The following is a 25,959-nucleotide window of genomic DNA, read 5'->3' on the forward strand; positions in this document are numbered from 1 at the left end:
GATGGATGCGAGTAGTTCGCAGTCGATCTCCCCGTACATGGGTACCGCTTCAGGTTATGCGCGGCTCCTTCGGTTTGCATCTCATACAAAAATGAAGTCGGCGGCAGAGAAATGCTGGGGCTGCAGAACGCCGTTTCCATTGTCGATGGTTACGCTGAATTCAGTTCCAGCGGAGGAGACGACATTCAAAATGATGTCGCCGGATGCTGCGGCATATGCGTACACCGTGCCCAGACCGCCCCCTGCCGCAAACTTCGTTACTCCCAGCTTTTCGAGCACGATGCGGTCGGATCCATCCTGGAAATCCTGGATGCGGTCGCCGCCGTCGAGTGCTCCGGCACCCTTGAACACGAACCAGTCCGCGCCAGCGCCACCCCACAGCCGGTCCGCACCTTGCTCGCCGAAGATTCTGTCGAACCCGCCGTCACCGTGCAGATCGTCCGCGCCAGCGCCGCCATATAGCAGGTCGTCGCCATTGCCGGCGAACAGGATGTCATTGCCATCTTCCCCGCTCATGAAGTCCACATCGTTGCCGCCATCAAGGAAATCATTGCCCGATCCGGCCTGGAGATTGTCGCGGCCGTCTCCGCCATAAAGCGTATCAACGCCCCATTCGGATACCAGGATATCATCTCCGATGCCGCCGCTCAGATAGTTGTCGCCGTCGCCGCCATCTACGTTGTCGTTGCCGTTGCCGCCATAAACGTGATCGTTGCCGGATTGTCCTTTCAGCAGATCATTGCCGTCCTCACCATAAATCCAGTCGTTGCCCGCTCCGCCGCCCACGGCCTGGGTAGTCAATTTCCCCGTAGCGGGATTGATTTCATTGAAAAAACCGTCGTTTCCGGCTCCGGCGTAGATGATGTCGTCTCCGGTCCCACCGTCGATATAGTCTCTGCCTCCACCCGCATAGATGGTGTCGTTTCCAGCATCGCCGAGTATCTGGTCGTGTCCGTCGAGCGCTTCTATTCGGTCTGCGCCATCACCCCCCGACACAATATTGTTCCCTGTTCCGCCGGATAAAAAGTCATTGCCGGACCCACCGTCCAGCAAATCATTGCCATCTTCTCCCCAGATTTTGTCGTCGCCGTTGCCGCCTTTCAAAAAATCCAGTCCAGCTTCACCATGAAGAATATCATTTCCGTCATTCCCTTCGATGAAATCATCGCCAGCACCGGCCCATATTTGATCGTTTCCCATCAATCCTAAAATGTAGTCGACCTGAGAAGTGCCCTTTAAAGTATTGTTTAAGTTTGTTCCAATCAGCCTCGCCATTTGTAGCTCCATTGCTATGATATGATGTGTTATTATTTTTCTGTATTGAAATGTATTTAGGGTCGTCGATCTTTATCGCGTTCGCTATCGTCGGCGCATTAAACGCGCGTGCTTACTGGAGGCGCCTACCCGCTAGACATGCAATACTCCGGTTGGCTATATATTGCCGCAGGCCAGTGCTTTACGGAAGAAGCGCAGCGTAACTCCACCTTAATAAGTGCCCGGCTGGTCTCCACGAGATGCAGTCACTAGCTGAATCCTTGGTGTCGGACCCTCGCCAAACTTCTGTCATGACAAGGAAGACCGTTTGCGGCAGCGGCAGGCGGGCAAGGTCTGAGCTTTCAGGGCCTTGCGGGTAAAAATGCGAAGACGCTCGAAGCCCCGACCGTCTTGACAGATGGCGGCTGGGACAATGGAGACCAGGGGCTGCGCATCAGCGAACTTGTCGAAGCCGCAATCGAAATGGCAAGGGCCGTTGGGCGTCCCTTGGTCAGCGGAGCCGAAGCAAGAAAACTCCTGGGCTTAAAGGAACGAAGCCCGCAGATGGCGTGATCTGGGCTTACCACCTGAAGACGTTGCAGCGCAGACTGCGGCTGTTGATACTACGGGAAAGTGCCTCGATGTCCGGCGGCGGTCAGGCCGATGGTGCGCGGACAGAAGGTTTGATCCGTTGTTTCAGAGTGGTGAAGGAAGGGGCTGAAGAGCCGAGCATTTGAGTGCACAAGGCAATATATGTTCCACATGGTCGCGATGCGCGGCAGACCCTATCGGTCCAGCCGGGATGGGGTAGGGAATTGCGTGCTGCAATGATCACAACGTCAATGTCGGGGTCTCCGCCTTAGGCCACAGTGCCGATGCCTCGTTCGGTAGGAGAAGGGGGCAGGGTAAATCGCCGGTCACTTGTGGCGTCGACTCACGCATTGCCTATAAAGCTGCATCGCCCGATCAAACGATTTAACCTTAATTCCCCCCGCATCAATCAACGGTACATTATGACAATTGCTTGAATTCAATGTCGCGGCTAGGCGCGTTGGTAGCCGTGAAGCGTTCTTGGGCCAACATTGGATCAAGCTCCGTCTGCAGGAAGAACTCAAGCCGATTGCCGTCGGGATCATTGAAATACACGCCATTCCCGATTTCGTGATCGGTTATCCGAACCACTTCGACACCCTTGTCGACGAGCATGTCGTGCAAGGCCTTCAGCGTATCGATATCCCCTTCGACCTCCAGTCCGTAATGCTGCAGTCCAAGGCCGCCCTGGTGAGCGCCTTCGGTCGCCTGGATCAGGCCGATGTCGTGAAGCCGGTCATCGAACGACATCATGATCCAGCTTTCGCTACGCGCGCTTTCTCGCATACCCAGAACATCGGCATACCAACGCGCGGACGCTTCAAGGTTGGAAACGAACAACGACAAATGCGTGCACAGAACCTTGGGCTTCATGATTGCTTAAATCCTAGGAGATGACGTGAGGGAATCGGTGGCATTGTGCAAAGACTTCCCGGTTCGTGCAGAATATCTTTCACAGGAAGATTCCCCGGCTCAAACCACCGTCAATGCCAATCGATTCGCCCGTGATCGCTCCTGATTTGGGTGACGACAGAAAGGCAATAAGCCATCCCATTTCCTCCGCCTGAAGAATGCGGCGTATGGGAGTTACATCGATATAGCCCTGTTCCACAGCCGCCGCGGTCTTGCCCTGCTTCACGGCCTCGCGTTCGTATAGCTCATGGATATGGGGCGTTTCGACGACACCGGGGTGAATGAGATTGACCGTGATCCCATCTGGACCAAGCTGGTCAGACAGGGTCTTGGTAAGATGGGCGACGGCCAGATTGCGCATGCCTGAAATGACCTTGCTGGCTCGCCCGGTCAGACCGCCTATGTTGATAATGCGCCCGAAGCCTGCCCGTCGCATGTGGGGCGCCACTGCTTTGGCGCAACGGAAATAGCCGACCACCTTGGTATCGAGATCGGCGAGTAATTCCTGATCTCCAGCATGCTCTATGTCATTGCGCACGACACCCGAGGGCGCGGCAGCGGAATTCACCAGAATGTCGACGCGGCCAAATAGGGATATAGTGGCATCCACCATGGCAGACACGGCGGCCATATCTCCGGTGTCGCAAAAGAGCGGCAGGACGTCTCCACCGGTCTCGCTGCTAATTTCGCGTGCAACTTCCTCCAAATTGGCCATGCGGCGAGCGCATATGGCAACCGTGCAACCCTCTTGCGACAAGACTCGGGCAACTTCCTTTCCGATGCCGCTACTTCCACCGGTTACGATCGCGACGCGGCCTTTTAATTCAAGATTCATCCCATCCTCACTTCGTATCCATTTGATCTAGACGCCTCGTTTGAGCGATCATCTTGTCATCGGAATGCAATCTATATTGCGACCTTGGCCACAAAAATTTCTTTACATGACGAAAAATGCTACGTAAAGATCATTATACGAGAATTTTGATATTTTTATATAAGGTCCGCAATGTTGCGGCCTACTGGGTCGGCCTGCACAAAGTAGAGCGGCAGGGGGCTAGGCGCTGAAATGACAGGGTTGGGCTGCCTCGCACGTCCAATGCGGCAAGGATAAAACAGTACTTATCGGAGTGAGACTATGACGACTGAAAAAGAGTGCTTATTGCCATCATATCCGGCCTGACTGCGCTGGCATCTCCGGCGATAGCACACCATTCTTTTGCCATGTTCGACCAGACGAAACTTCTGCCAATCAAGGGGGCTACCGTCGCACGGTTTCACTGGACCAATCCGCATTCCTTTGTGGTCGTCGAATTCAACGGCACCAAATATGTGATGGAATGCAATAGCGTCAATCTGATGAGCAAGGCGGGATGGAAATTCAATACGCTCAAGGCCGGCGATAAGGTCAACTTGGTCTACTACCCGTTGCGTGACGGTAAGCCTGGCGGCATGTTGAAGACCATCACATTGCCCAATGGAACGACTTTGAATGCGTGGTAACAGGGTCAGGTCGTGTCTTTTGCCTGTACCGTGACGCGTGTTTGCGCCCCGTAATTTGGCTTGCCCGGCGCAATTCTCGCATATGGGCAAGCCAAGCTGCAAACGGCGGCAACTATTAAATTTAGGACATGCCGTTCGCGCTCCTCGCCGCTCAGGGCGTATCCACTTCGGGTCTAGTTCTCGGGCGGTGGTCGAACGATCAGAGGGCTCGAGAGATCAGTCAGAGCGATGAAGTCTGCACACCAGACTGAATGAGGCTAACCTAGCGTGTCAGATCGACACGGGTTATCGCTTTAGCCACAGCGCGCTGCATTTTTGTATTGCCTAGTCCGAATTCGCGGATACCCTGATGTCCGATCCCATGAGCCAGATGGACTTGCTATCCGGCGCAATCTACTTCGGAGCTATTCGGGAACCATAACGATTGGACCCAGGAGCGACGTCCGGCATCCATGCGGTTTCTGCTATGGCACCCAGCGTCCGAAGCCAATACAACCGGGTTTGCCGAACTTGGCGTTCCCCGGCGCCCGGCTGTACCGGCATTCATCATCTGAACTGACGATCGTAGTTCCTGCAACGGTCGCTTGTTGCAGGCCGTCTGAAACAACGGCACCGCCCAGCCAACCGGCGCGCGCATCCGATTGAGGATGGCGCGCCGGTCAGACGTCATGCGCTGGCTTTCCGGGCCGACGATTGTATCTGAATCAGGGGATGGCAGGGAACACCCTTGCTTACCTGCGGAAGGTGGCGGTTAGGCCAATCGTGCGTGGACGGAAGGTCACCGACCGCAGGTTCGGGTCCGCCAGGGTGCTGTGAATCTGGCCCAGAAACGGGTGGGCGTTCAGCACATTGGTGGCAAACAGGCTGACGTCGATCTGGTCGAACCGCACACCGGCCCGCAGATCGAGCTGCGACGAGGACGGAGTGCGTGGAATACCGGGGTCGACAAGCGGCGACGTCACATCCAGCGGCGTATCATCGTGAGAAGAGTAGGTGAAGTCACCTCGCAGATAGCCCTCGTTGCCAGCAACGGGGAATTCGTATTGTCCGCTCAGATGCATCGACCAGGGCGCAACGTCGAGCGGTTCTCCCTTGCGGCGGATGACCTCGCCACCAGCATTCTTCAACTGTGACGTATATCGAGCGTTGATGTAAGACGCTGAGGCCGTGAGCGTCAAACCGTCAACCGGACGCGCGGAGACCGCCAGATCAAAGCCGTCGATCTTTGCGCTGCCGAAGTTGAACACGGTATGCACCTGGCATTCCGGTAATGTCAGCGTGCTCTGGAGATTGTTCCAGTCGGTGTGATAAGCCGATGCGTCGATGCTCAATCGACCACCCGCCAAGGTGTTCTTGCTGCCGACTTCATAAGTCCAGAGCGAGTCAGGTTTGATCCTTCGCAAAACCATCGGATCGAAGCCAATGGCGATACCGTCGTTTATGCAACGAATGCCAGCCGCTTCGGCTACGCCGCCACCGCGGACACCTTTTGAGGCGTTGGCATAAAACAGATTATTACGGTCTGCCTGAAACGACAGGCCGAATTTCGGTGTCAGCGGCTTGTTCTTGGTCTTCAGCGAGACATCGATGCCGTCGCTTGCATAAAGTGGGCCAGCGACGAAATTGTCCAGATTAAAGGTGGAATCTGTATAGCGCAGCCCGGCGGTCACCGTCAGACGCGGCACGATTTCATAGTCAGCCTGCGCAAAAACCGATTTCTGGATGTCGAGATAGCGCGAGTCCTGATAAACGACAAAAAGGCCTCTATATGGCTCGACGCCGAAAATGTCCGTGACGGAACCGAAGGGTGGTCCTCCGCCCTGCACAACTGCATAATTGATCGTATCCAGCAATCTGGTGTTCGCTCCGCCAAAATTGTCCGTCACGACCGATCGCGAGAAGAACCCACCTACGACCCAGTTGAATGGGCCATCGTCGGTGTTCTGCAGGCGAATTTCCTGCGTAAAGCCCTTTTGGCTGGTCCGGTTGTTGGTGAAAGCAAAATTCTCTTCAAATCCCGGAGGGGGGGCGGGATCATAATAATCCGCAAAGATCGCCAGATTCAGAGTATCGTCGTCGCTCGCCGTGCGGGCCTTGCGGGTGATGTACGACGTGTTCGAAATAACCGAGAATCCGTCAAATTCGACCACTGCCTTGAACGCCGGTAACCAGAAACGGTCGGTGCGTGATTCCGGGCGCGAGAACAACCCGTTCCGGAAATCATTGCGCCCTGCGTTGGACGCATTGATATCGACCAGAGAGCTGTCGTCTATCTTCAATTCCTGATAAAATAGCGATGGCGTCAGCGTGATGTTTTCCGTCGGCTTCCATCCCAGGGCGAAGCGGGCCGAAAAACTGTTCGAACTGTTGATGTCTTTCTCCACGACCTCGCGGCTGACACGACCGATGCGGTCAATGTAACCGCCGTCATGGCGATGATAGACACTGGCGCGAAAGCCTAGCGTATCATCGACGAGCGCGGCTCCTCCGGCCACGCCAGCCTCATAGCTGAGGCCACCCCGATAGGTCGTCGCAACCTCTGTGCGCCCGTAGATCTTCGCGCCGTTCAGGACGGGATCGGGCGTGATGAAGCGTACTGCGCCGCCGAGTGACGCGGTCCCGAACAGAGTGCCTTGCGGACCGCGAAGAACCTCCACACGATCGAGATCAAACAATATCGGATAAGCGTTGGTCAGGCTGGGGCTCACACCCGTGCGAGTCTGAATCGGCGTATCGTCGACGTACACGCCAACCGTCGGAATGCCCGATGTCGACTGTACACCGCGGATCGAAATATTGGATTGGCCCGTGCCGTAAAAACCCGAACTTTGCCCGAAGGTGATGCTGGGCGTGAAACGCATCAGATCGTCGGTGGTTCGTATCCCCTGTTTGTCCAGAGCCGCCTGATCTGTCGCCACAACACTAAGCGGTACTTTGCTGAGCGTCTGTTCCCTGCGGGTCGCTGTAACCACGATCTCACTAATGGATCCCTGCGAATCCGCGCTCGATGACTGATGGCTGTTCGTCTGAGCATGAGCATGCATGCTCATCGCCCCTGTGGATGCACATCCAAGCATCAGCAGTTTGAAATACCGAGTTTGCAAAATCATATCCTGTCCCCTTCATCAGGCTCGGCGGAGCGACGGGAGGACATTCGCCCAATCCCGTTTTCAGCCTTGATCGCCGCAGCTTGTGTTTTCCCTTCCGGGCAACGGGTCGCACATCTCCAGATGGTCTGATCGCTGCGTTCACCCTTTAACCCGGAACAGGGCAGAACATGCACAAATGAAGGCAACCGCACAACCAAAAAATATCATATATTCTCATTATATGACTATATAATGATTTTATTCGACCTGTGTCAGATAAACCTGCGTCGTGATCTCACTCTTGGAACGCGCTTTACGTCAGGAAACGACTAGGCAGGTCCATGTCCATTAAGCGTGCTGAGTGAGTGCTTTCTTCCGCAATCAACATGCTTGGCCGACGATAACGACCGCTTGTAGAGCGGATGCATGGGTGTAAAGGTTGCGCAATCGTGTGCGCACAGCGGAATCAGGAAAGGGTTTGGAAGCAGTATGAGTACGTTGAGCAAAACTCTCGCGCTTCTGGATTTCTTTGGCCCCGATTCATTGCAGATGAGCACGGAAAGCATCATCGAGCGGACGGGTATGTCCAAGGCTACGGTTTACAGGCACGTGAAGGATTTGTGCGACGCCGGTCTGCTGACGAGGGTTGAAAGCGGCAGCTACAGCCTAGGCCCACGCATTATCGAGCTGGACTGGATGATGCGGCAATATGATCCCATTCTGATCGCCGGGCGCGACCTCATGCTCAAGCTTGCAGAAGAAACAAGGTTGGCTGTGTTCTCCAGTATGTTTTACGATGATCGCATCATCAACACGCATATCGTTGAGCCCAGCGAGACTTTTGCGTTTCATTTCGGTCGTGGCCAGCCAATGCCGCTCTTTTGGGGCGCGCAATCGAAAGTGCTTGTTTCCTATCAGAACGGCCGGAGGCTGCAGAAGCTATTTAAAGAAAAGATCGTCTGCGATCCGGACAATCCGTGTCATGGCTGGACCTGGCAAGACTTTTCGCGGGCTGCTAAGAAAATACGCAAGGATGGCTACTGCATCACTACGGGCCAACTGACCGAAGGCTTGACCGGAATAGCTGCGCCGATACTGCCACGTGGTGAACGTGAAGCGGTCGCAAGCTTGTGCGTTCTAGGAGATGACAGCCGCTTTGCGCTGCTCAACCGTGAATCCGTGATTGAACGGGTGATCGAAACGGCACAGTCTATCGCAGCCAACCTGTGACGTCCGCTTTGTTAGGGGAGATCCGCCCACTCGCGTTTGAATCCAAGGTGGCATAGTAGGATAGGCGACCGGTGCAAAACCGGCACATGTCCATATTCCCTTGGTTGCCCACGGTGTCGTCCAGCATCCGCTTAGGCAGATCGCTAGCGGGTCCGGCAGGCCGAATATAGAAAGGCGTGCCTCAATGAGCTCCGAGGGATCGAAGGAGACGAAGAGCGATATGCACTCGCTTGCCGTGGAACGGCCGATGCATCGACTCAACCTGAATCTGCTCTATCCACTCCACGCGATCCTGCACGCCCCGACGCTGACCGAAGCCGGGCGTCGGGTTCGGCTCAGCCAGTCCGCGATGAGCCATGCCCTGCGGCGCCTGCGGGACCATTTTAGCGACGACCTCGTCACACATTCCGGCGGGGATCAGCATCTGACCCCGCTGGGCATGGCGTTGCGCACCGAAGTGCGGCGCGTCATGCAGGAGGTGGAGGGCACCTTCAATTACGCGCTCGATTTTGATCCCCTCACCGCCACACAGACGATCACTATCGCGACGCCGGAGGCCATCGAGCAGATGCTGCTGGGCCCTGTTCTGCGCGGACTGTCCGCCGACGCTCCCACCTTGTCGGTCCGAATGATTCCCCTCGACGTGGACGCCCCACAAGGCGCACTCGATCAAGGCGCCGATCTGCTGTTGCTCTCCGAAGGTGCGGCAGTCGATCGGCTGGAGACGCTGCCGATCTTGAACGATCATGCCTCGTGCATGGTCTGGAGTGGCCATCCCGAGTTCGGCTCCAGTCGGGAGATAAGCGAGGCGCAGTATCGCGCCGCGCGGCACATCGCACCGCAGGGCGGGGTGAGGGCTCTTCTGGCCGGTGACGATCGAGGTGAGCATATGCTGAAAGCCCGGAAAATCTGGGTACGGACAACCTCGCAGGCGACACTGCCGGCCATCCTGATCGGCAGTGACCTGGTGGCCACGGGCAGCGCATGGCTGTTCCAATATTATGCTTCGATCATGCCGCTGAACGTTATCCCTGCGCCTTTCCCGACGAAGGAAACGATATTCGTCGCGCAATGGGCAAACCATCGGCGGCGCGATCCCATGCTGGCCTGGTTCGTCAAACGTATCCAGGAGCAGGCTGGTCGCTTGCTCCCAAAGTGGGTCCCATAGCCATCGATATCCCTCATGCCCGGCATGAACAGTTAGAATTTGCGTGTCATGATGGTGACGCATAACCTCGGTCCGGACAGGAAAATTCGGCTGACGCACAGGCGTTAAGACCTGAATGCCTGTCAGCAGGAGGACGGTCGCGGTTGTAGCGCTCTTTGGGAGCGCAACCGTATTTTCGCGCCGCAAGGCGCATCCGTTTAGTCACAGGGTTTCGTTCGATCGAACGTGCGGCCGTTGCTGCACGTGGGATGGCGCGTGGCCAGGAGGAGGGGATTTTTATGCTTGGTATGACTGTAAACGCACGTTGCCTGTTGGGCGCCGCCAGCCTTGGCACGATCGGTATCCTGACCGCAATTGCGCCATCGCCCGTGTTAGCACAGGCTGCACGCACCGCCGATATAACCGTGCCCGCCATGCCCATGGCCAAGGCGCTTCAAGAAATCGGCGCGCAGTCCGGCGTTACTGTCACCTTCGATCCCGACGCGGTCAAAACGCTGATGTCCCACGCGGTTCGTCGGGCGGGGTCCGCGCAGGAAGCGCTTCAAGAAGCGATCAAGGGCACGAACCTCGCGATCGACCGATCCTCGGACGGCAAATTCGACATCATCAACGATATCATCGTCACCGCGCGACGCGACGAGGCCGAGACGAACGTGCTTGTCCGGCAGGCGTCGACATCCGACCGCAATGGTACCGGCCTGCGGGATCAGCCGCGCAACACACAGGTGATTTCCTCCAAAATGATCGAGGACCAGCAGGCGCTCGACATCGCGGATATCCTGCGCAATGCCGGTGGTGTCTCGGTGCAGTCGAACAACCCCAACACCGGGGCCAGCTATACGGTGCGCGGCTTCAGCGCGGCCGGTCTGGTAAACGGCCTGGCGGGCGGGTCGCAATATGGCGTGCAATCCGGTGCCAACCAGCCGGTCGCGAATATCGAGCGGGTCGAGGTGCTTAAAGGCCCCGATGCGTTGCTGTCCGGCTTCGGCAATCTTGGTGGTAACATCAATGTCGTAACGAAAAAGCCCAGTGCCGAACAGCGGTTGGCCGTTTCATTCGATACTGGCTCCTTCGGACTGGTGCGTGGCGTGATCGATGCCAACAACGCGATCACCGCTGACAAGAAGCTGTCGGGTCGCGTCATCGCCAGTGCGCAGACGATGAAGCATAATTATGGTGGCTACACGGGGAATGAGGATTATCTCCTTGCGCCATCGCTTCGGTTCAAGGATCGGCTGACCGATATCGTAATCGGCGCCAGTCTTTCGAAAGCGCATACAGGCATCGGCGCCTACACGCTGTTCGACAACAAGACCTTCCAGCTCATCGACCGCGATCCATCAGTTCCGATCTACTCGCCGGATCAGGCGATCCACGTCAACACCGACCGCTTCTATTTCGATGTGACACGCAAGATCGCGTCCGGCGTCGATCTTGTCGTGCGGGGTTTGCACGACGAAAGCGAGCTGACGCTGCAGGTCTATCAGGTCGGCTACAACCGGGCCGGCATTCTCACGCTAGGCGTCGGCGGATCGCAGCAGAAGGGCAAGTCGGACGCGCTAGACAGCTTCGTCCGCGTCAAAACGGGCCTGGGCGATGTGGTGAAGGCGACGTTCAATGTCGGCTATAATTACAGCAAGGGCTCTACCAACCAGCGTAGTGAAACGCTTTACACCGTCATCAGAAACCCGCCGCTGGGGGCCAATACCAGCCTTCCCGTCGTCCCTTTCTCGCCCTTGGGCAATGTACAATCTCGTGTCGAGGGCAAGCAGCAGGGGGTCTACGGACAGGCCCTGATCGAATTCTGGAAGATCAAGCTGCTGGGCGGGGTACGCAAGAACTGGTTCGAGACGAACGCGCAGTTCTTTTTCCCCGGTGCTACGCCGCAACCGGTGCAAAAGAAGGACGGTGTCGCGCCCAGCGGCGGCATCATAGTCGATGTCACCAACGATCTGTCGGTCTTCGCCAATTATTCGCGCGGCGAACAGGCGGTGTTCAATCTCGATCGCGATGGGAACTTCCTGCCCAACATCATCACCACCAACAAGGAAGCGGGCGTCAAGCTCGACCTGTTTGGCAAACGGGCGACGATCAACGCCTCCTATTTCAATATCCAGCAAGACAATACCATTGTTTTCAACCCCAACCTGGGAGGGTTTTCGTCGGGGCCGGGTCAGCGTGGACGCGGCATCGATCTTAACATCGCAGGCCAGTTGCTGCCCGGATGGACGGTGACCGGTTCCTACACCCGGACCAAATATGCGCTCCTGACCACGACGCCAACGCAATACACCGTAGCGCGCCAGCCACGGGATACCTACAGCATCTATTCGCACTACCGCACCAAGATTGCCGATGGCGTGACGGGCGGCATGTCCGCGGGTCTTTATGGGCGGTCCAGTTCTTACGCTGAAGTTGTGGATCTTTATGTGGTTCCGGCGGCGCGGCAGATCGACGTGAACGGCTTCCTCTCGATTGCCGGTTTCGACCTCAATCTGGGCATCCGTAACATCTTTGACCGGCGCAACTACAACACCACGACCTCCTTCAGCTATGTCCCGGTCGACGAGCCGCGCAACGTGCGGCTGACTATCACTAAACGTCTGTTCTGATAGGTTGCCCAGGACATGATGCCATCACCCGCCAATGTCGAGGAGACCCGCCGCGAGGCGGGTCTCCAGCCGACCCAACCCGCCCGCGAACGCATCGCGCACGCTTGGCGGCTGAGCACACGCTATTTCGTGTCTGAGGATTGGAAATGGGCATGGTTTCTTCTGACACTGTATGCCGCCATTTCCTTTGGTGCGATCTATACCTTCATCTTATCGAACCGGTGGCAGCGTGAGTTCTTCGACTCGATCGAACAACGGCAATCCAGCCTGTTCGTGACGCTTATCTTCTCCTTCCTGATGATTGCCGCGCTTCAGGTTGCCGTCATGATTGCCAACAATCTGGTGAGCTGGACGCTGTCTATCCGGTGGCGAAACTGGTTGACCAACTGGTATATGGACCGGTGGTTTGCCCGCGACCGGTTTTACGAAATCGAACGCCTCCGCATGATCGACAATCCCGATCAGCGGATTGCAGAAGACATCAAGGCCTTCACGCTGGTCACGCAGGGTAATTCACTGGTTGGGATAGCGATCGGCCTGATCGGCAGTTTGGTCAGCGCGGTCAGCTTTGGCTACATTCTTCTCCAGACATCAGGGCCGTTGGTAATACCGATCGCAGGCTATCAGATTTCGCTTCCGGGCGGCGATCTCATCTGGTTTTCGATCTTGTATGTTCTTTTGGGATCGGTACTCATCACCTGGATCGGCAAGCCCTATATCCGCCGCCGGATGCGTGAGCAGCACTATGAGGCTGACTTTCGAAGCAATCTTATTCATGTTCGCAGAAATGGTGAGCAGATCGCTTTTTCGCGTACGCAGGAGATGGAGCGCGACGGACTGAAGGTGTCCTTCGCCAGTATCCGGCAGAATTGGTATCGGCTGATGTGGGCAAATATCGGCTTGAGCGCGGGAAGCAGCGTCTACGATCGGGTCATGACCGTTATCCCCTTGTTCCTGACGGTGCCAAAGTTCTTTGCCGGTCAGATCAGTTTTGGTCAGGTCTTGGCGTCACGCGATGCGTTTACACAGTTCAGCTCGTCCCTATCCTATTTCGTCCAGGTCTATCCCGGCCTTGCGGCGCAGATCGCCAACATCAATCGTCTCAAGGCACTCGACGATTCGATCGATAGTGAACGACCGCGCGGGATTGCCTTTCACCCTGGTGAAGCGGGCGAAGGCATCTCGATCCATGTCAAAAATCTGGAGCTGCGTCGGCCAAATGGCGAGCCGTTGCTCGCGCTTGGCGAGTGGGCGGTGCGCGACGGCGAGCGATGGGTGATCGAGGGCCCATCCGGGGCAGGCAAGACCACTTTGCTCCGCGCGATCGCCGGACTTTGGCCCGACGGAGCAGGATCGGTCGCGATGACGGGGCACGGCGTCGCCATGCTGGTGCCACAGCGCCTCTACCTGCCGCTTGGCTCCCTGAAAAATGCAATCTGCTTCCCTGATCGTGCCGAAGATCATGACGATGAAGCGATCGCGGCGCTGCTCGGAAAGGTCCGGCTCAGCGCGCATGTCGACGACATTCATCAGGTCCGCATGTGGCAGGACGAGCTGTCGCCCGGTGAGCAGCAGCGCGTTGCGCTCGCGCGTATCCTGCTGCAGCGCCCGACGCTGCTCGTGCTGGACGAAGCGACCAGCGCGCTCGACGCCGACAATGCCGCACATTTCTATGAAGCCGTGCGCGGGGCAATGCCTGACACCACGATCGTGAGCGTCGTCCATAACGAAATGCTGGCCGCTTATCACACCCATCGCCTGCTTCTGCAGGATCGGCAGGCCACCACAGCAATGATCGAGACGAAAGCATGAGCGAACTGCTGACGCAGAATGAGGCGGACCTGCGCGATGCCGCCGCGCTGGCGGTGGACCTTGCCGTCCGGCGCGGCGCCAAGGCGCGCGCGTCGGTCCATCATGAAGGTGTCGCCAAGCTCGCGGTGCGCAATGGCGAAGTCGAGACAGCCGAGCGTAGCGGTAGTCAGGGACTGGGCATCACGATTTTCCACGAGGGCCGACAGGGATCCGCGTCGACCGCCGGGTTCGACCGCGCGGCGATCGAGCGGGTGGTCGAAGAGGCGATGCTGATCGCAGGCCATGTCCAGCCCGACGCGGACGCCGACCTGCCGCCGGCGGACTGGCTCGCATTTTCCGGCCCTGCGCCCGAGCTGTATGCCGATAGCCCACGGAATCCCGATGTACTGCTGGATGCGGCGCAGGCGATGGATCGGGTTGCGCGCGAGAGTGTGGCCTCGGACAGTCGGCTGCGGGCAGGCGAATCCGTCGCGGTTGCAATCGAAGGCCTTTGGGCGCTGGCAACCAGCGATGGCTTCTGCCGCAGCGTTCAGCGCTCCAACGATACACGCTGGGCGGTGATGCTGGCGCAGGACGAGAGCGGCAGCACATCGGCCTTCTGCCAGTCGAAGGAGCGTCGGGTCGATGCGCTGCTGTGCCCCGCCCTTCTTGTCCAAAGCGCCGCCAACCGGGCGCGTCAGGCGCTGGGTGGGCGCACCATCGGGAGCCGGCGATGTGCCGTGCTGTTCGATCCGCACACGGCATCGACATTGGTCGGCGAACTCGCCGGCGCACTGACTGGACATGCCCAGTATCGCAAAATGAGCTTCCTCCCCGATCCGATCGGCCGCAGCATCGCGGCACCGCATCTCGACCTCAGCGAAGACCCCTTCGAACCGTTGGGATTGGCCAGCGGCGGATTCGACAGCGAGGGAATTGCCGGATCGTCGCGCGCGATCCTGCGCCAGGGTGTCGTCGAAGGCCTGTTTCTCTCGACCTTCTCGGCGCGCAAGCTGGGCATGGCGTCGACCGGCAATGCCGATGGCTTCTACAATCTCCGCCTGACCAGCTCAGCGCCGAGCGGGGACTGGCAGGATATGCTGGCGCTGCTTGGCACCGGCCTCGTCGTGACCGAATTTCAGGGCGGCAAAACCGACCCGGCCAGTGGCAACTGGACGCAGGCGATCAAGGGCTTATGGGTCGAGGATGGCCGCGTCGTCCACGCCGTCACCGACGTGACGCTGGCCAGCAATATGCCCGCGATGCTGACCGGCATCCGCGCGGTGGGCCGTGATGTCGAGCGTCATGGGGCGATCCGTACCGGGTCCATCCTGATCGACGATATGCAAGTGGGAGGCACGGCATGAACGGTGGCGACCTTGCGTTGGAGCGCGCGCGCGCGCGATTGCTCGACCCGGCCGGACTGGATGAGGCAGCGATCAGCCGGGCCTTGGGCCATCTGGCTGGCGGCGGCGCGGATCTGGCCGATCTGTTCTTCGAGACGACAAGCCTGCGCACCTGGCGGCTGGAAGGTGGCCGCGTCACCAATGGCGGCTTTTCCATGCGACAGGGCGTCGGCGCACGGGCTGCGCATGGCGGCCATGTGAGCTTTGCCCATTCTGCCGACATGCGCGAAGGCGCGCTGCAGGATACGGTCCGTGCGGTTCGCGCTCTGGCGCGGGATGGCGACCGGGCGGCGCATCCGCAAGGCATTGCGCTCAACCGTCATGCAGATCGCCACAACCTCTACCCCGTTATCGACGCAGTCGCGGTGGAAGATGCGACGGCCTGGATCGCCCTGCTGGAGCGGATCGATCAGATCGCGCACGCTCATGATCCGCGGATCGTGCGCATCGACGCGAACGTCCGCGCGCAGGACACCACTGTCCTGGTCGCCAATGCTGATGGACTGCTGGCCGGCGATGTTCGGCCTATGACCATATTGGCGGTCATGGTCGTTGCCGAAGCGGACGGGAGGCGTGCACGCGGTCAGGCAGGGTTGGGGCGACGGGCGGGACTGAGCGGTTTCGACGCAGCATCGGTCGAAACGATGGTCGCTGCCGCCGTGCGCATGGCGCTCCAGAATCTCGACGCGATCCCCGCACCCGTCGGCGAAATGCCGGTGGTGCTGGGGCCGGGCTATCCCGGCGTGCTGTTCCACGAAGCAGTCGGGCATGGGCTGGAAGGCGACCATCATCGCAAGCATCTCTCCGCCTTCGACGGCAAGGTGGGGGAGCGGATCGCCGCGCCCGGCGTCACGGTGATCGACGATGGCGGGATCGCAGGGCGGCTGGGCTCGCTGGGGATCGATGATGAAGGCGCAGCGCCGGATCGCACCATTCTGGTCGAAGACGGCGTGCTGACCGGCCTGATGCAGGATCGCCTCAACGCCGGGTTGATGAATGCGCGGTCGACCGGCAACGGTCGTCGCCAATCCTATGCCCATCTGCCGATGCCGCGCATGACCAACACCTTTCTGGCAAACGGTCAGGCCGACCCGGCCGACATCATCGCTTCGATCGATCGCGGCATCTACGCGACCGAATTCGACGGTGGGCAGGTCGATATCGTCACCGGGCGCTTCAACTTCACCACGATCGAAGCCTGGCTCGTCGAAAAGGGCAAGCTCATAGCACCCGTGCGTGGTGCGACACTGATTGGTGTCGGCCATGAAGCGCTGCGCCATATCTCGATGGTCGGTAACGACCTGGCCTTCGACACCGGCATGGCAACCTGCGGTAAGCAGGGACAGACGCTTAGCGTCAGCGTCGGCCAGCCAACCCTGCGTATCGACCGGATGATGGTCGGTGGACAGGCCGGTTGATTTTCCCGAACCTCCTTCCCCCCCTAAAGGATAACGATTATGCGTAATGCGACAGAACAGGATTTTGACGACATCGTCATGAACAACGACAAGCCGGTGCTGGTCGACTTCTGGGCGCCCTGGTGCGGGCCATGCAAGGCATTGGCACCGACACTGGATGAACTGGCGGAGGAATATGCCGAAGAGATGGAGATCGTGAAGGTCGATATCGAAGCCAATCCGGCGCTCGCGACGCGGTTCGGCGTGCGCGGCATTCCGCTGCTGATGGTCGTCAAGGACGGTGCAGAACAGGCGCGGACCTTCGGCACACTCTCGCGCAGCCGGCTCGACGCCTTCGTCGAAGCCAATGTCGGAGCCGCATGATGACCGACATCGCTTTTCTGGGTGATCCTGCGATCAAGGCGCAGGCACTCACCCGCCTACGCAGCCACGTTGCTGCCGGGACATTCGTTATCTTTCCTGCATGGGAGGACGGCAAAGCCAATGTCATCGGTGCGCTCGTCGAAGCCGACGACAAGCAGGCTTTTGCCGATCAATATGGTTACCCCATCGCATTCACGACGGCATTGGAAATGATCGTCAACGCCTTCAGGGCCGTGCCGGCTGCCCAGGATTTTGTTGGCGCCTTGCTGGAGCGCACGCCGGTCGGGGCGGACCTTTCCCGGGTCGTGCCGCAGGTGCTTGACTATCTTCTCGAGCGGCCGGATGTCGCCACGCTCACGGCGCGGCACGTTGAACTGGAGATCTGCCGATGCTCCGTCCTCGCCTTGCACCAGCGCGCGATCGCCGGTGAGACGCCCGACCGCAAGGAATGGAAATCAGCGCGTCTGGCCGCTGTCGCAACCAGCGACACCATCACCGATGATGCAATGGCGCGATTGGCGGGCCTGATCGTGGAAGCGGCAGCATGGCCCGCGACGATGCGCACTGTCCTGCACGATACGCTGGGCGCTTGCGGTCGTCTGGAGATTCAGCAGATGATGGATGTCATGGGCTGGACGGACGCAGATGAAAGCCGCGTCTTCAAGATCCGGGAGCAGGCCGAGGTCGATGGGCGCATGGCCGAGCTGGAAGGTCTGGACCGGGTGCTGGCCTTACTCGATGCCGACGATCCTGAACTGGCACGTGGATTTCGGGAACGGCTTGAACAGTTCGGGAAACTCGGCGACTTTTACCGGACTGTCGGGTGGAAGGTCATCGATCTTTCCGAGCAGGCGCCGCTGGCCGCCTCAACCCGCGAGAATGTGGCCTGACGCGCTGTGCGGATGCAGCGCCCAATATGGACTGGATGACGATGAACCCGTTGCTGAAGACATTGGAATTGCCGCGCTTCGCCGAAATTCGGCCCGATCAGATCGAGTCTGCGCTCGATCAGGTGATTGCCGATCATCAGGCAGTCGTGCGGACACTGGTGGAGACCAGGCCCCTTAGCTTCGCCGAGGCATGGATGCCGTTGGAGCGAGCGGATACCGCAATCTCAGGCGTCTGGTCGGCGGTGTCACATCTCCACGGCGTGGCCGACACACCCGAACTGCGCGCCGCCTTCGTGGCCGGGCAAGCACGACTGGTCGAGAATCATCTGCGGATGATGCAGAATGAGGCACTGTACGAAGTGCTGGTTGCGCTGACCACGACGCAGGACTTTGCCACGCTTCCAGATGCCGATCGGGTGGCCGTGGAGCATATGCTTCGGGACTTCAGGCTGTCAGGCGTGGCGCTGGCCGCCGAGGCGCGCGCGCGCTTTGCGGCGATCACGGTGGAGTTGTCCAGCCTGACCACCGCATTCGGCAATGCCGTTCTCGATGCGACCGATGCCTGGTTCGAACATGTCGAGGATGCCGCTCTGCTTGCCGGCATTTCCGAGTCCGACAAGGCGATGTTCGCCGAGGCCGCCAGCGCGCGTGGCCTGAACGGTTGGGTCGTAACGCTGCAAATGCCGAGCGTGAACGCAATTCTGACCTTCGCCGAGGATCGGGCACTGCGGGAGCGCGTGTACACAGCGTCCGGAACCCGAGCGTCCGATCAGGGGCCGCACGCAGGCCAGTTTGACAATAGCGGGCGGATCGCCTCCATCCTGGCCTTGCGGCGCGAGGCCGCCGAATTGCTTGGCTTCAGCGATCCGGTGGCGTGGTCGCTGGCCACCAAGATGGCGCCGGGTGGGCAGGACGTGCTGACGTTCCTGCGTGATTTGGGTGGCCGTGCGAAGCCGGCGGCCGAACAGGAATTCGCCTCTCTGAAGGCCTATGCCGCCGAACATCTCGGAATCGACGATCTGCAGCCGTGGGATATGACCTTCGTTTCCGAGCGGCTGCGCAAGGCGCGCTATGCCGTCGATGAGCAGGAAGTACGCAAATATTTCCCGGTCGAGCGCGTCATTACAGGGTGGCAGCAATTGCTCGACCGCCTGTTCGGTATTCATTTGGTGGCGCGTACAGACGTGGCCGTCTATCATCCCGATGCTCGCTATTATGATGTGACGGACGAGACCGGCGAGATTTTCGCAGGTGTCTATGTCGATCTCCACTCCCGCCCCGGCAAGCGGAGCGGCGCATGGATGGCCCAGGCACGCCCACGTCTGAACGACGGCAATGTACGGCGCGTGCCCGTCGCCTATCTGGTCTGCAACTTCGCGCCCAAGACCGATGGCAATCCTTCGCTGTTGAGTCACAGGGAAGTGGTGACATTCCTGCACGAGACAGGCCATTGCCTGCATCACCTGTTCACGCGGGTCGATCGCCCCGGCATCGCGGGCACCAATGGCTTCGAGTGGGATGCCATCGAACTGCCCAGCCAGTTGATGGAGGACTTTGCCTGGGATCGGGATGTGCTGCGCGGCATGTCCGGCCATTACGAGACCGGCGCGCCATTGCCGGACGCCCTTTTCGACAAGTTGTTGGCTGCCCATGAGTTTCTGTCAGGCATGTTCATCGTGCGACAGGTGGAACTCGCGCTGTTCGATCTGCTGCTGCACCTCGGGGCGATGGGCCACGATCCAATGGAGGTGATCGAGGCGGTGCGCGACGAGGTGGCCGTGGTGCATCCGCCCGCATGGCATCGCTTCCCGCACGCTTTCACCCATATTTTCGCGGGCGGCTATGCCTCGGGCTATTATAGCTATCTCTGGGCGGAGGTGCTGGCCGCAGACGGCTTCCAGCGCTTCGTAGAGGCGGGGCTGGTCGACCGGCCGACGGCGGCGAAGTTCCGGGACGAAGTATTGTCGCGCGGCGCCAGCCGCCCGGCGGCAGAGAGCTTCCGGGCGTTTCGCGGGCGTGACGCGGACCCGCAGGCGATGCTGATCCGGCACGGACTGACGGACGATGCAATCGGCACCCCGTTATGATAGACACTCCGCGCGAAGCCATCGTGTACCGAAGATTGGAGGCGGCGGATGCCCTGATCTATCGCCAGCTTCGGCTGGATGCGCTGCGCCTGTCGCCATCGTCGTTCGGAGGTCTCTTTGAGGAGGAGCAGGCGAAGGACGTCAGCGAATTTGTCGATGCGATCGGACGGAATGCGATCTTCGGGGCTTGGAACGGCACCGGGGACTTGGTCGGAACGGTGGGACTGTTCGCGCGGGCTGGCGTGAAACTTCTTCACAAGGGCGTGTTGTTTGGCCTGTTCGTCGCGCCCGACTGGCGGACGAAAGGCATCGGTCGCGCCTTGGTCCAACACGTTATCCGTGAAGCCCGACCCTCGATGGAGGCATTGCAGCTGGCCGTCGCGACCCCGTCCACCTCCGCCGTCCGGCTCTACCGGGAATGTGGTTTCCGCGAGTACGGACTTGAACGTCGAGCCTTGAAGATCGGCGGCGAGTATGTGGATGAATATCTGATGGAGTTGACCTTCGATGACTGCTGATCGCAGCAATGCGGTGGCGCGCTCTTGGCGCGCGGAAGCCATTCGCCGGATCGAGGCGGACTATAACCGCTCGGCGGATACCCATCTCATCCGGCTTGATCTGCCACGTTATCCGCAGATCAAGCTGTATCTGAAGGACGAGAGCAGCCATCCGACCGGCAGCCTGAAGCATCGGCTGGCGCGTTCGCTCTTCCTATATGCGCTGTGCAACGCGTGGATCGGACCCGATACCTGCGTAATCGAGGCATCCTCGGGATCGACTGCCGTCAGCGAAGCCTATTTCGCCCGGATGTTGGGCCTACGTTTCATCGCGGTCGTGCCGGCAACCACCGCCGCGCCGAAGCTCGATGCGATCCGTTTCCACGGCGGCGAAATTCATGCCGTGGATGATCCGCGAACGGTGTACGATGTCGCGCATCGTCTCGCCCGCGAGACGGGCGGGCATTATCTCGACCAGTTCACCTATGCCGAGCGCGCGACCGACTGGCGCGGCAACAATAATATTGCGGAGAGCATCTTCGCGCAGATGTCGGCGGAGGAAAACCCCGTGCCGACCTGGGTGGTCTGTGGTGCGGGCACTGGCGGAACGTCCGCGACCATCGGCCGCTATATCGCCTATCAGCGCCATGCCACCCGGCTGTGCGTCGCCGATCCGGTCCACTCGATCTTCCACCGCCATTTCGCCGATCGCACCGCCGTCGCGCTGCCGGAAGGATGCGCCAGCCGTATCGAGGGTATCGGACGGCCACGTGTCGAACCCAGCTTCATCCCGTCGGTGATCGATCGCATGATCGCAGTCGAGGACGCGCACAGCATCGGTGCGATGCGCGCCTTGTCCCGGCGCCTTGGCAGGAAAGTAGGGGGATCGACCGGCACGAACCTCATCGCCTGTGCGCAGTTGATCGAAGAAATGTCTGCCCAGGGCGAGCATGGTTCGATCGTCACGATATTATGCGATGGCGGTGACCGGTACGGGTGCACCTATTATGACGATGACTGGCTCTCAGCACGCGGCGTTGACTGGCAGGAGCACGAAAGCGCAATGAATCGTTTCGTCTCTGGTTGAGGGAAATGAGTCCTTTTTCGTGGGAAACGGATAACCTGAGAACGTGTAAGGGGCAGGTCCAAGGAACGTCCCTTCGGAAGTCTTGAAGGCCCCGATCACCGCTGCGGCAAAAGCCCTCCAACGCGATGGTGATGTCAGTCGCTATTCCGACTCACGAGACTGCAACACTGCGCGCCGGGAAGGCGGATGTACTTGCAACCGTTGGGGTGAAGCGGGGCAGAAAGCAATCTGGTAGGAGGGCGGCTTCGATAAGCGCGCCATCGCCTCCTCCCTAAGTCAACCTTGCCCCCACCAATCCCATAGAATGACTTGCACGGATTGTAGCAAAAAAGCAGTCACCTGCCGACACACCGCAAAGCGTTTTTTGGCTTTGGCCGCGTGACCGCCGGCTGATCTGGGGTGAGCGTGATATACCGTGAATAGGAAGCGCTACCACCTGTAGACCTGAAAGACACTCAGCCCTTGGCCAGAAGGTCTACTATGTGCTGAATATCTCCCGACACGACAACATAATTGCCCTTTTCAAAATTCACGGCGCTCGCATCATTTCCGCCTTTGAAGCGGCGAACAAAATTCACGCGATCTGCATTTACAGCAATAGGTTCGCCATCGGGGGTTTCCAGAAGCACATAGCCGTTCATAAATTTCCTAAAACATCAAAACGATCGCCTACCGCAGCCCAGGGGGAATGGCCAGCACGCAGGTCCAGCTGTCAGTGATGGGAGTTCGCACGAGATTATAGCCGAGCCCGCATTCGCTATCCACAAGTGTGACTTGCGATTGAGCGAGAAGCCATTTTTGGCTCTGTTCCCACTTTGGTTGTGCTTTGGATGCCACCTGGCGCAAATCCGGAGGAGGGCGCGCGATCCTGAGTATTTGAGCGTCTCCGAACGATGAAATTGGAGGCAGCGGGCGCCTAATTTGCTTCAGTGGCTTCCACTTCCCCCCCCTTTTCTTGTAGGGGCTGAGCCGAACATGCATTTTTTGCCTCCTTCTTTCTCGTTATGCGAACATGAGTAACCGCTCCACCATGCCTTCCCTTATCGCTCCTTCATCCAACCTCACGGTCGAAACAGTCACTAGCGTACGTCATTGGAATGACCACCTTTTCAGCTTCTCGATCACTCGCCCGCCTAGCTTCCGGTTCCGGTCGGGCGAGTTCGTCATGCTGGGGTTGCCGGGGGAGGGCAAGCCTTTGCTTCGGGCGTATTCGATCGCGAGTCCCGCTTATGCGGAAGAACTCGAATTCCTGTCGATCAAGGTACCGGACGGGCCTTTGACGTCACGACTTGCCGAAATTCGGGAGGGGGACGAGCTCTTTCTCGGTCGCAAGCCGACAGGTACGCTTGTGGCCGACGCATTGTTGCCGGGTAGCCGACTGTTCCTGCTGTCCACTGGTACCGGCCTTGCGCCGTTTCTCAGCATTATTCGCGATCCGGATATCTACGAGCGGTTCGGGCAGATCGTGGTGGTGCATTGCGTTCGGCAGGTCAGGGATCTGGCATTTCGGGAGGAACTAGAGTCGCTTCTGGCCAACGACGTGTTGGTGCAGGATCAGGCGCTGGTGCAGCTAAGCTATTTGCCGACCGTGACGCGGGAGCCTTTCCGTACGACCGGGCGGATAGACGCGCATATCGAAAGCGGCCTGTTGTTCGAAGGGGTAGGGGGCCAGCATCGGTTCGATCCTGAGACAGACCGGATCATGATGTGCGGCAGCATGGCAATGATCCGCGACCTTGCAGCGCGCTTCGACCGGGATGGTTTTGCCGAAGGGTCGAATGCAAAGCCGGGTCACTATGTGATTGAACGGGCGTTCGTGGACTAATATCAAATCGTGTCACCGACTGTTTTCCAGCAAATATTGGCTGAACGAAAAAAGTTGGATTTTAGTCGTTGACACGAATCGATCACGGGCATAGACGGCGCCCTCCGGACAACGCGGCGCTCTTCTACGGCACCTGGAAACAGGGTTGGCTACTTAGAAGAAGTCACGGAAATCCGGGTGGAATTTGGTTCTTTGACATTGTTAGTTTGATGAAGGGACATGTGGGCGACGGCTCTGGTTTCGTACGGTTTTATGGCGTGCGAGATCAGTTAAAATTAGGCCGTTCCTATATGTCTCAATTTACATATCCACAGTGAATGTAATTTGTGCAGGAATGGCTCCATGAAATGGCAGCCTTTGACGTGGCTTATTCCGCCGCGCTGGAGGTTGAGCATCAAACTTGAGAGTTTGATCCTGGCTCAGAACGAACGCTGGCGGCATGCCTAACACATGCAAGTCGAACGAGACCTTCGGGTCTAGTGGCGCACGGGTGCGTAACGCGTGGGAATCTGCCCTTGGGTTCGGAATAACAGTTGGAAACGACTGCTAATACCGGATGATGACGTAAGTCCAAAGATTTATCGCCCAGGGATGAGCCCGCGTAGGATTAGCTAGTTGGTGAGGTAAAGGCTCACCAAGGCGACGATCCTTAGCTGGTCTGAGAGGATGATCAGCCACACTGGGACTGAGACACGGCCCAGACTCCTACGGGAGGCAGCAGTGGGGAATATTGGACAATGGGCGAAAGCCTGATCCAGCAATGCCGCGTGAGTGATGAAGGCCTTAGGGTTGTAAAGCTCTTTTACCCGGGAAGATAATGACTGTACCGGGAGAATAAGCTCCGGCTAACTCCGTGCCAGCAGCCGCGGTAATACGGGGGGAGCTAGCGTTGTTCGGAATTACTGGGCGTAAAGCGCACGTAGGCGGCTATTCAAGTCAGAGGTGAAAGCCCGGGGCTCAACCCCGGAACTGCCTTTGAAACTAGATAGCTTGAATCCAGGAGAGGTGAGTGGAATTCCGAGTGTAGAGGTGAAATTCGTAGATATTCGGAAGAACACCAGTGGCGAAGGCGGCTCACTGGACTGGTATTGACGCTGAGGTGCGAAAGCGTGGGGAGCAAACAGGATTAGATACCCTGGTAGTCCACGCCGTAAACGATGATAACTAGCTGCTGGGGCTCATGGAGCTTCGGTGGCGCAGCTAACGCATTAAGTTATCCGCCTGGGGAGTACGGTCGCAAGATTAAAACTCAAAGGAATTGACGGGGGCCTGCACAAGCGGTGGAGCATGTGGTTTAATTCGAAGCAACGCGCAGAACCTTACCAGCGTTTGACATCCTCATCGCGTTTTCCAGAGATGGATTACTTCAGTTCGGCTGGATGAGTGACAGGTGCTGCATGGCTGTCGTCAGCTCGTGTCGTGAGATGTTGGGTTAAGTCCCGCAACGAGCGCAACCCTCGCCTTTAGTTACCATCATTTAGTTGGGAACTCTAAAGGAACCGCCGGTGATAAGCCGGAGGAAGGTGGGGATGACGTCAAGTCCTCATGGCCCTTACACGCTGGGCTACACACGTGCTACAATGGCGACTACAGTGGGCAGCAACTCCGCGAGGGGAAGCTAATCTCCAAAAGTCGTCTCAGTTCGGATTGTTCTCTGCAACTCGAGAGCATGAAGGCGGAATCGCTAGTAATCGCGGATCAGCATGCCGCGGTGAATACGTTCCCAGGCCTTGTACACACCGCCCGTCACACCATGGGAGTTGGATTCACCCGAAGGCGTTGCGCTAACTCGCAAGAGAGGCAGGCGACCACGGTGGGTTTAGCGACTGGGGTGAAGTCGTAACAAGGTAGCCGTAGGGGAACCTGCGGCTGGATCACCTCCTTTCTAAGGATATCGGCGGAAAGCGCCGGCTCTAGTAGTCGGAAGAGCTTCCTCCATTCCAAAGAACATATGCCGTCGTCCTCATGTCCCTTCATCCCTAGAGACCAACAGCATTGTGCTGTTGAGAGTCTTGAGCTGGCTTACGCCGCCTGGCGGCCATTATGGCCGCTTGGGCAGCGAGAGTGGGCTTGTAGCTCAGTTGGTTAGAGCACACCCCTGATAAGGGTGAGGCCGGTGGTTCGAGTCCACCCAAGCCCACCATTCTCGTGGGGCTCAAGGGGGCCTTAGCTCAGCTGGGAGAGCGGTTGCTTTGCAAGCATCAGGTCATCGGTTCGATCCCGATAGGCTCCACCATTT

Annotated in this window: 18 protein-coding genes, 2 tRNA genes and 1 rRNA gene; 16 read left to right on the forward strand and 5 right to left on the reverse strand. The window is 58.6% G+C overall.

The features are described 5' to 3' along the window. Positions 1–81: 81 nt before the first annotated feature. From LQ220_RS07900 to LQ220_RS07910, 3 genes are all read right to left on the reverse strand, one after another. Positions 82–1,275, reverse strand: coding sequence for a calcium-binding protein (locus LQ220_RS07900; RefSeq protein WP_230187759.1), 1,194 nt, complete (start codon positions 1,273–1,275; stop codon positions 82–84). A gap of 990 nt (positions 1,276–2,265) precedes the next feature. Further along, a complete protein-coding gene (locus LQ220_RS07905; RefSeq protein ID WP_230187760.1) occupies positions 2,266–2,718 on the reverse strand; it encodes a VOC family protein in 453 nt (150 codons plus the stop codon). A 79-nt stretch (positions 2,719–2,797) separates the two neighbouring features. Further along, positions 2,798–3,592 (reverse strand): SDR family oxidoreductase, encoded by a 795-nt coding sequence (locus LQ220_RS07910; protein WP_230187761.1) that lies wholly within the window; start codon positions 3,590–3,592, stop codon positions 2,798–2,800. A gap of 317 nt (positions 3,593–3,909) precedes the next feature. On the opposite strand from LQ220_RS07910, the gene LQ220_RS07915 reads away from it, so the two are divergent. Next, positions 3,910–4,257, forward strand: coding sequence for a DUF6152 family protein (locus LQ220_RS07915; protein WP_230187762.1), 348 nt, complete (start codon positions 3,910–3,912; stop codon positions 4,255–4,257). Positions 4,258–4,988: 731 nt separating this feature from the next. Here LQ220_RS07915 and LQ220_RS07920 read toward each other — a convergent pair. Next, a complete protein-coding gene (locus LQ220_RS07920; protein ID WP_230187763.1) occupies positions 4,989–7,301 on the reverse strand; it encodes a TonB-dependent receptor in 2,313 nt (770 codons plus the stop codon). A 534-nt stretch (positions 7,302–7,835) separates the two neighbouring features. Here LQ220_RS07920 and LQ220_RS07925 point away from each other — a divergent pair. The 11 genes from LQ220_RS07925 to LQ220_RS07975 all read left to right on the forward strand — a co-directional run bounded on the left by LQ220_RS07925 (position 7,836) and on the right by LQ220_RS07975 (position 21,895). Beyond that, positions 7,836–8,576: an IclR family transcriptional regulator gene (locus LQ220_RS07925; protein WP_230187764.1), complete on the forward strand. Its 741-nt coding sequence runs from the start codon at positions 7,836–7,838 to the stop codon at positions 8,574–8,576. A 184-nt stretch (positions 8,577–8,760) separates the two neighbouring features. Beyond that, a complete protein-coding gene (locus tag LQ220_RS07930; protein WP_230187765.1) occupies positions 8,761–9,744 on the forward strand; it encodes a LysR family transcriptional regulator in 984 nt (327 codons plus the stop codon). Positions 9,745–10,022: 278 nt separating this feature from the next. Beyond that, the gene (locus LQ220_RS07935) at positions 10,023–12,356 is read left to right on the forward strand and encodes a TonB-dependent receptor (RefSeq protein WP_230187766.1); all 2,334 of its coding nucleotides are present in this window, start codon (positions 10,023–10,025) and stop codon (positions 12,354–12,356) included. Between the two features lie 15 nt (positions 12,357–12,371). Next, positions 12,372–14,168 carry an ABC transporter ATP-binding protein/permease gene (locus LQ220_RS07940; protein ID WP_230187767.1) on the forward strand — a complete coding sequence of 599 codons (1,797 nt, stop codon included), beginning with the start codon at positions 12,372–12,374 and terminating at the stop codon, positions 14,166–14,168. Next, positions 14,165–15,514: a metallopeptidase TldD-related protein gene (locus LQ220_RS07945; RefSeq protein ID WP_230187768.1), complete on the forward strand. Its 1,350-nt coding sequence runs from the start codon at positions 14,165–14,167 to the stop codon at positions 15,512–15,514. Before LQ220_RS07940 ends, LQ220_RS07945 begins: the two co-directional genes overlap by 4 nt. Next, positions 15,511–16,971: a metallopeptidase TldD-related protein gene (locus tag LQ220_RS07950; RefSeq protein WP_230187769.1), complete on the forward strand. Its 1,461-nt coding sequence runs from the start codon at positions 15,511–15,513 to the stop codon at positions 16,969–16,971. The genes LQ220_RS07945 and LQ220_RS07950 overlap by 4 nt, the downstream gene beginning before the upstream one ends. A gap of 39 nt (positions 16,972–17,010) precedes the next feature. Continuing rightward, on the forward strand, positions 17,011–17,334 hold the full coding sequence (trxA, locus tag LQ220_RS07955) for a thioredoxin (protein WP_230187770.1): 324 nt from the start codon (positions 17,011–17,013) through the stop codon (positions 17,332–17,334). Further along, entirely contained in the window at positions 17,331–18,224 is an 894-nt protein-coding gene (locus LQ220_RS07960; protein ID WP_230187771.1) for a hypothetical protein, read from the forward strand. Before trxA ends, LQ220_RS07960 begins: the two co-directional genes overlap by 4 nt. Positions 18,225–18,259: 35 nt before the next feature. Beyond that, on the forward strand, positions 18,260–20,311 hold the full coding sequence (locus LQ220_RS07965) for a M3 family metallopeptidase (RefSeq protein WP_230187796.1): 2,052 nt from the start codon (positions 18,260–18,262) through the stop codon (positions 20,309–20,311). After that, a complete protein-coding gene (locus LQ220_RS07970) occupies positions 20,308–20,829 on the forward strand; it encodes a GNAT family N-acetyltransferase (protein ID WP_230187772.1) in 522 nt (173 codons plus the stop codon). Before LQ220_RS07965 ends, LQ220_RS07970 begins: the two co-directional genes overlap by 4 nt. Then, positions 20,819–21,895, forward strand: coding sequence for a PLP-dependent cysteine synthase family protein (locus LQ220_RS07975; RefSeq protein WP_230187773.1), 1,077 nt, complete (start codon positions 20,819–20,821; stop codon positions 21,893–21,895). Before LQ220_RS07970 ends, LQ220_RS07975 begins: the two co-directional genes overlap by 11 nt. 455 nt (positions 21,896–22,350) lie before the next feature. Here the strand turns inward: LQ220_RS07975 and LQ220_RS07980 are convergent, their stop codons facing one another. Beyond that, positions 22,351–22,536, reverse strand: a complete 186-nt coding sequence (locus tag LQ220_RS07980; protein ID WP_230187774.1) for a hypothetical protein — start codon at positions 22,534–22,536, stop codon at positions 22,351–22,353. A 371-nt stretch (positions 22,537–22,907) separates the two neighbouring features. On the opposite strand from LQ220_RS07980, the gene LQ220_RS07985 reads away from it, so the two are divergent. The 4 genes from LQ220_RS07985 (at position 22,908) to LQ220_RS08000 (ending at position 25,956) form a co-directional block, all read left to right on the forward strand. Beyond that, entirely contained in the window at positions 22,908–23,720 is an 813-nt protein-coding gene (locus LQ220_RS07985; RefSeq protein WP_230187775.1) for a ferredoxin--NADP reductase, read from the forward strand. Positions 23,721–24,116: 396 nt separating this feature from the next. Beyond that, positions 24,117–25,605, forward strand: a 16S ribosomal RNA gene (locus LQ220_RS07990). A 181-nt stretch (positions 25,606–25,786) separates the two neighbouring features. Next, positions 25,787–25,863, forward strand: a tRNA-Ile gene (locus tag LQ220_RS07995). Positions 25,864–25,880: 17 nt separating this feature from the next. Next, positions 25,881–25,956 (forward strand) — tRNA-Ala (locus tag LQ220_RS08000). The last annotated feature ends 3 nt before the right edge of the window (positions 25,957–25,959 follow it).

The sequence above is a fragment of the Sphingobium sp. CECT 9361 genome (assembly GCF_918741285.1).
Taxonomy (GTDB): Bacteria; Pseudomonadota; Alphaproteobacteria; order Sphingomonadales; family Sphingomonadaceae; genus Sphingobium.

What these genes read in the sequence shown, in the direction of transcription:
- LQ220_RS07950 (WP_230187769.1), top strand. Translation starts at nt 15,511, where the DNA reads ATGAACGGTGGCGACCTTGCGTTGGAGCGCGCGCGCGCGCGATTGCTC.
- LQ220_RS07960 (WP_230187771.1), top strand. Translation starts at nt 17,331, where the DNA reads ATGATGACCGACATCGCTTTTCTGGGTGATCCTGCGATCAAGGCGCAG.
- trxA (WP_230187770.1), top strand. Translation starts at nt 17,011, where the DNA reads ATGCGTAATGCGACAGAACAGGATTTTGACGACATCGTCATGAACAAC.
- LQ220_RS07975 (WP_230187773.1), top strand. Translation starts at nt 20,819, where the DNA reads ATGACTGCTGATCGCAGCAATGCGGTGGCGCGCTCTTGGCGCGCGGAA.
- LQ220_RS07905 (WP_230187760.1), bottom strand. Translation starts at nt 2,718, where the DNA reads ATGAAGCCCAAGGTTCTGTGCACGCATTTGTCGTTGTTCGTTTCCAAC.
- LQ220_RS07920 (WP_230187763.1), bottom strand. Translation starts at nt 7,301, where the DNA reads ATGCATGCTCATGCTCAGACGAACAGCCATCAGTCATCGAGCGCGGAT.
- LQ220_RS07970 (WP_230187772.1), top strand. Translation starts at nt 20,308, where the DNA reads ATGATAGACACTCCGCGCGAAGCCATCGTGTACCGAAGATTGGAGGCG.
- LQ220_RS07965 (WP_230187796.1), top strand. Translation starts at nt 18,260, where the DNA reads ATGACGATGAACCCGTTGCTGAAGACATTGGAATTGCCGCGCTTCGCC.
- LQ220_RS07940 (WP_230187767.1), top strand. Translation starts at nt 12,372, where the DNA reads ATGATGCCATCACCCGCCAATGTCGAGGAGACCCGCCGCGAGGCGGGT.
- LQ220_RS07925 (WP_230187764.1), top strand. Translation starts at nt 7,836, where the DNA reads ATGAGTACGTTGAGCAAAACTCTCGCGCTTCTGGATTTCTTTGGCCCC.
- LQ220_RS07935 (WP_230187766.1), top strand. Translation starts at nt 10,023, where the DNA reads ATGCTTGGTATGACTGTAAACGCACGTTGCCTGTTGGGCGCCGCCAGC.
- LQ220_RS07930 (WP_230187765.1), top strand. Translation starts at nt 8,761, where the DNA reads ATGAGCTCCGAGGGATCGAAGGAGACGAAGAGCGATATGCACTCGCTT.
- LQ220_RS07945 (WP_230187768.1), top strand. Translation starts at nt 14,165, where the DNA reads ATGAGCGAACTGCTGACGCAGAATGAGGCGGACCTGCGCGATGCCGCC.
- LQ220_RS07910 (WP_230187761.1), bottom strand. Translation starts at nt 3,592, where the DNA reads ATGAATCTTGAATTAAAAGGCCGCGTCGCGATCGTAACCGGTGGAAGT.
- LQ220_RS07980 (WP_230187774.1), bottom strand. Translation starts at nt 22,536, where the DNA reads ATGAACGGCTATGTGCTTCTGGAAACCCCCGATGGCGAACCTATTGCT.
- LQ220_RS07900 (WP_230187759.1), bottom strand. Translation starts at nt 1,275, where the DNA reads ATGGCGAGGCTGATTGGAACAAACTTAAACAATACTTTAAAGGGCACT.
- LQ220_RS07985 (WP_230187775.1), top strand. Translation starts at nt 22,908, where the DNA reads ATGAGTAACCGCTCCACCATGCCTTCCCTTATCGCTCCTTCATCCAAC.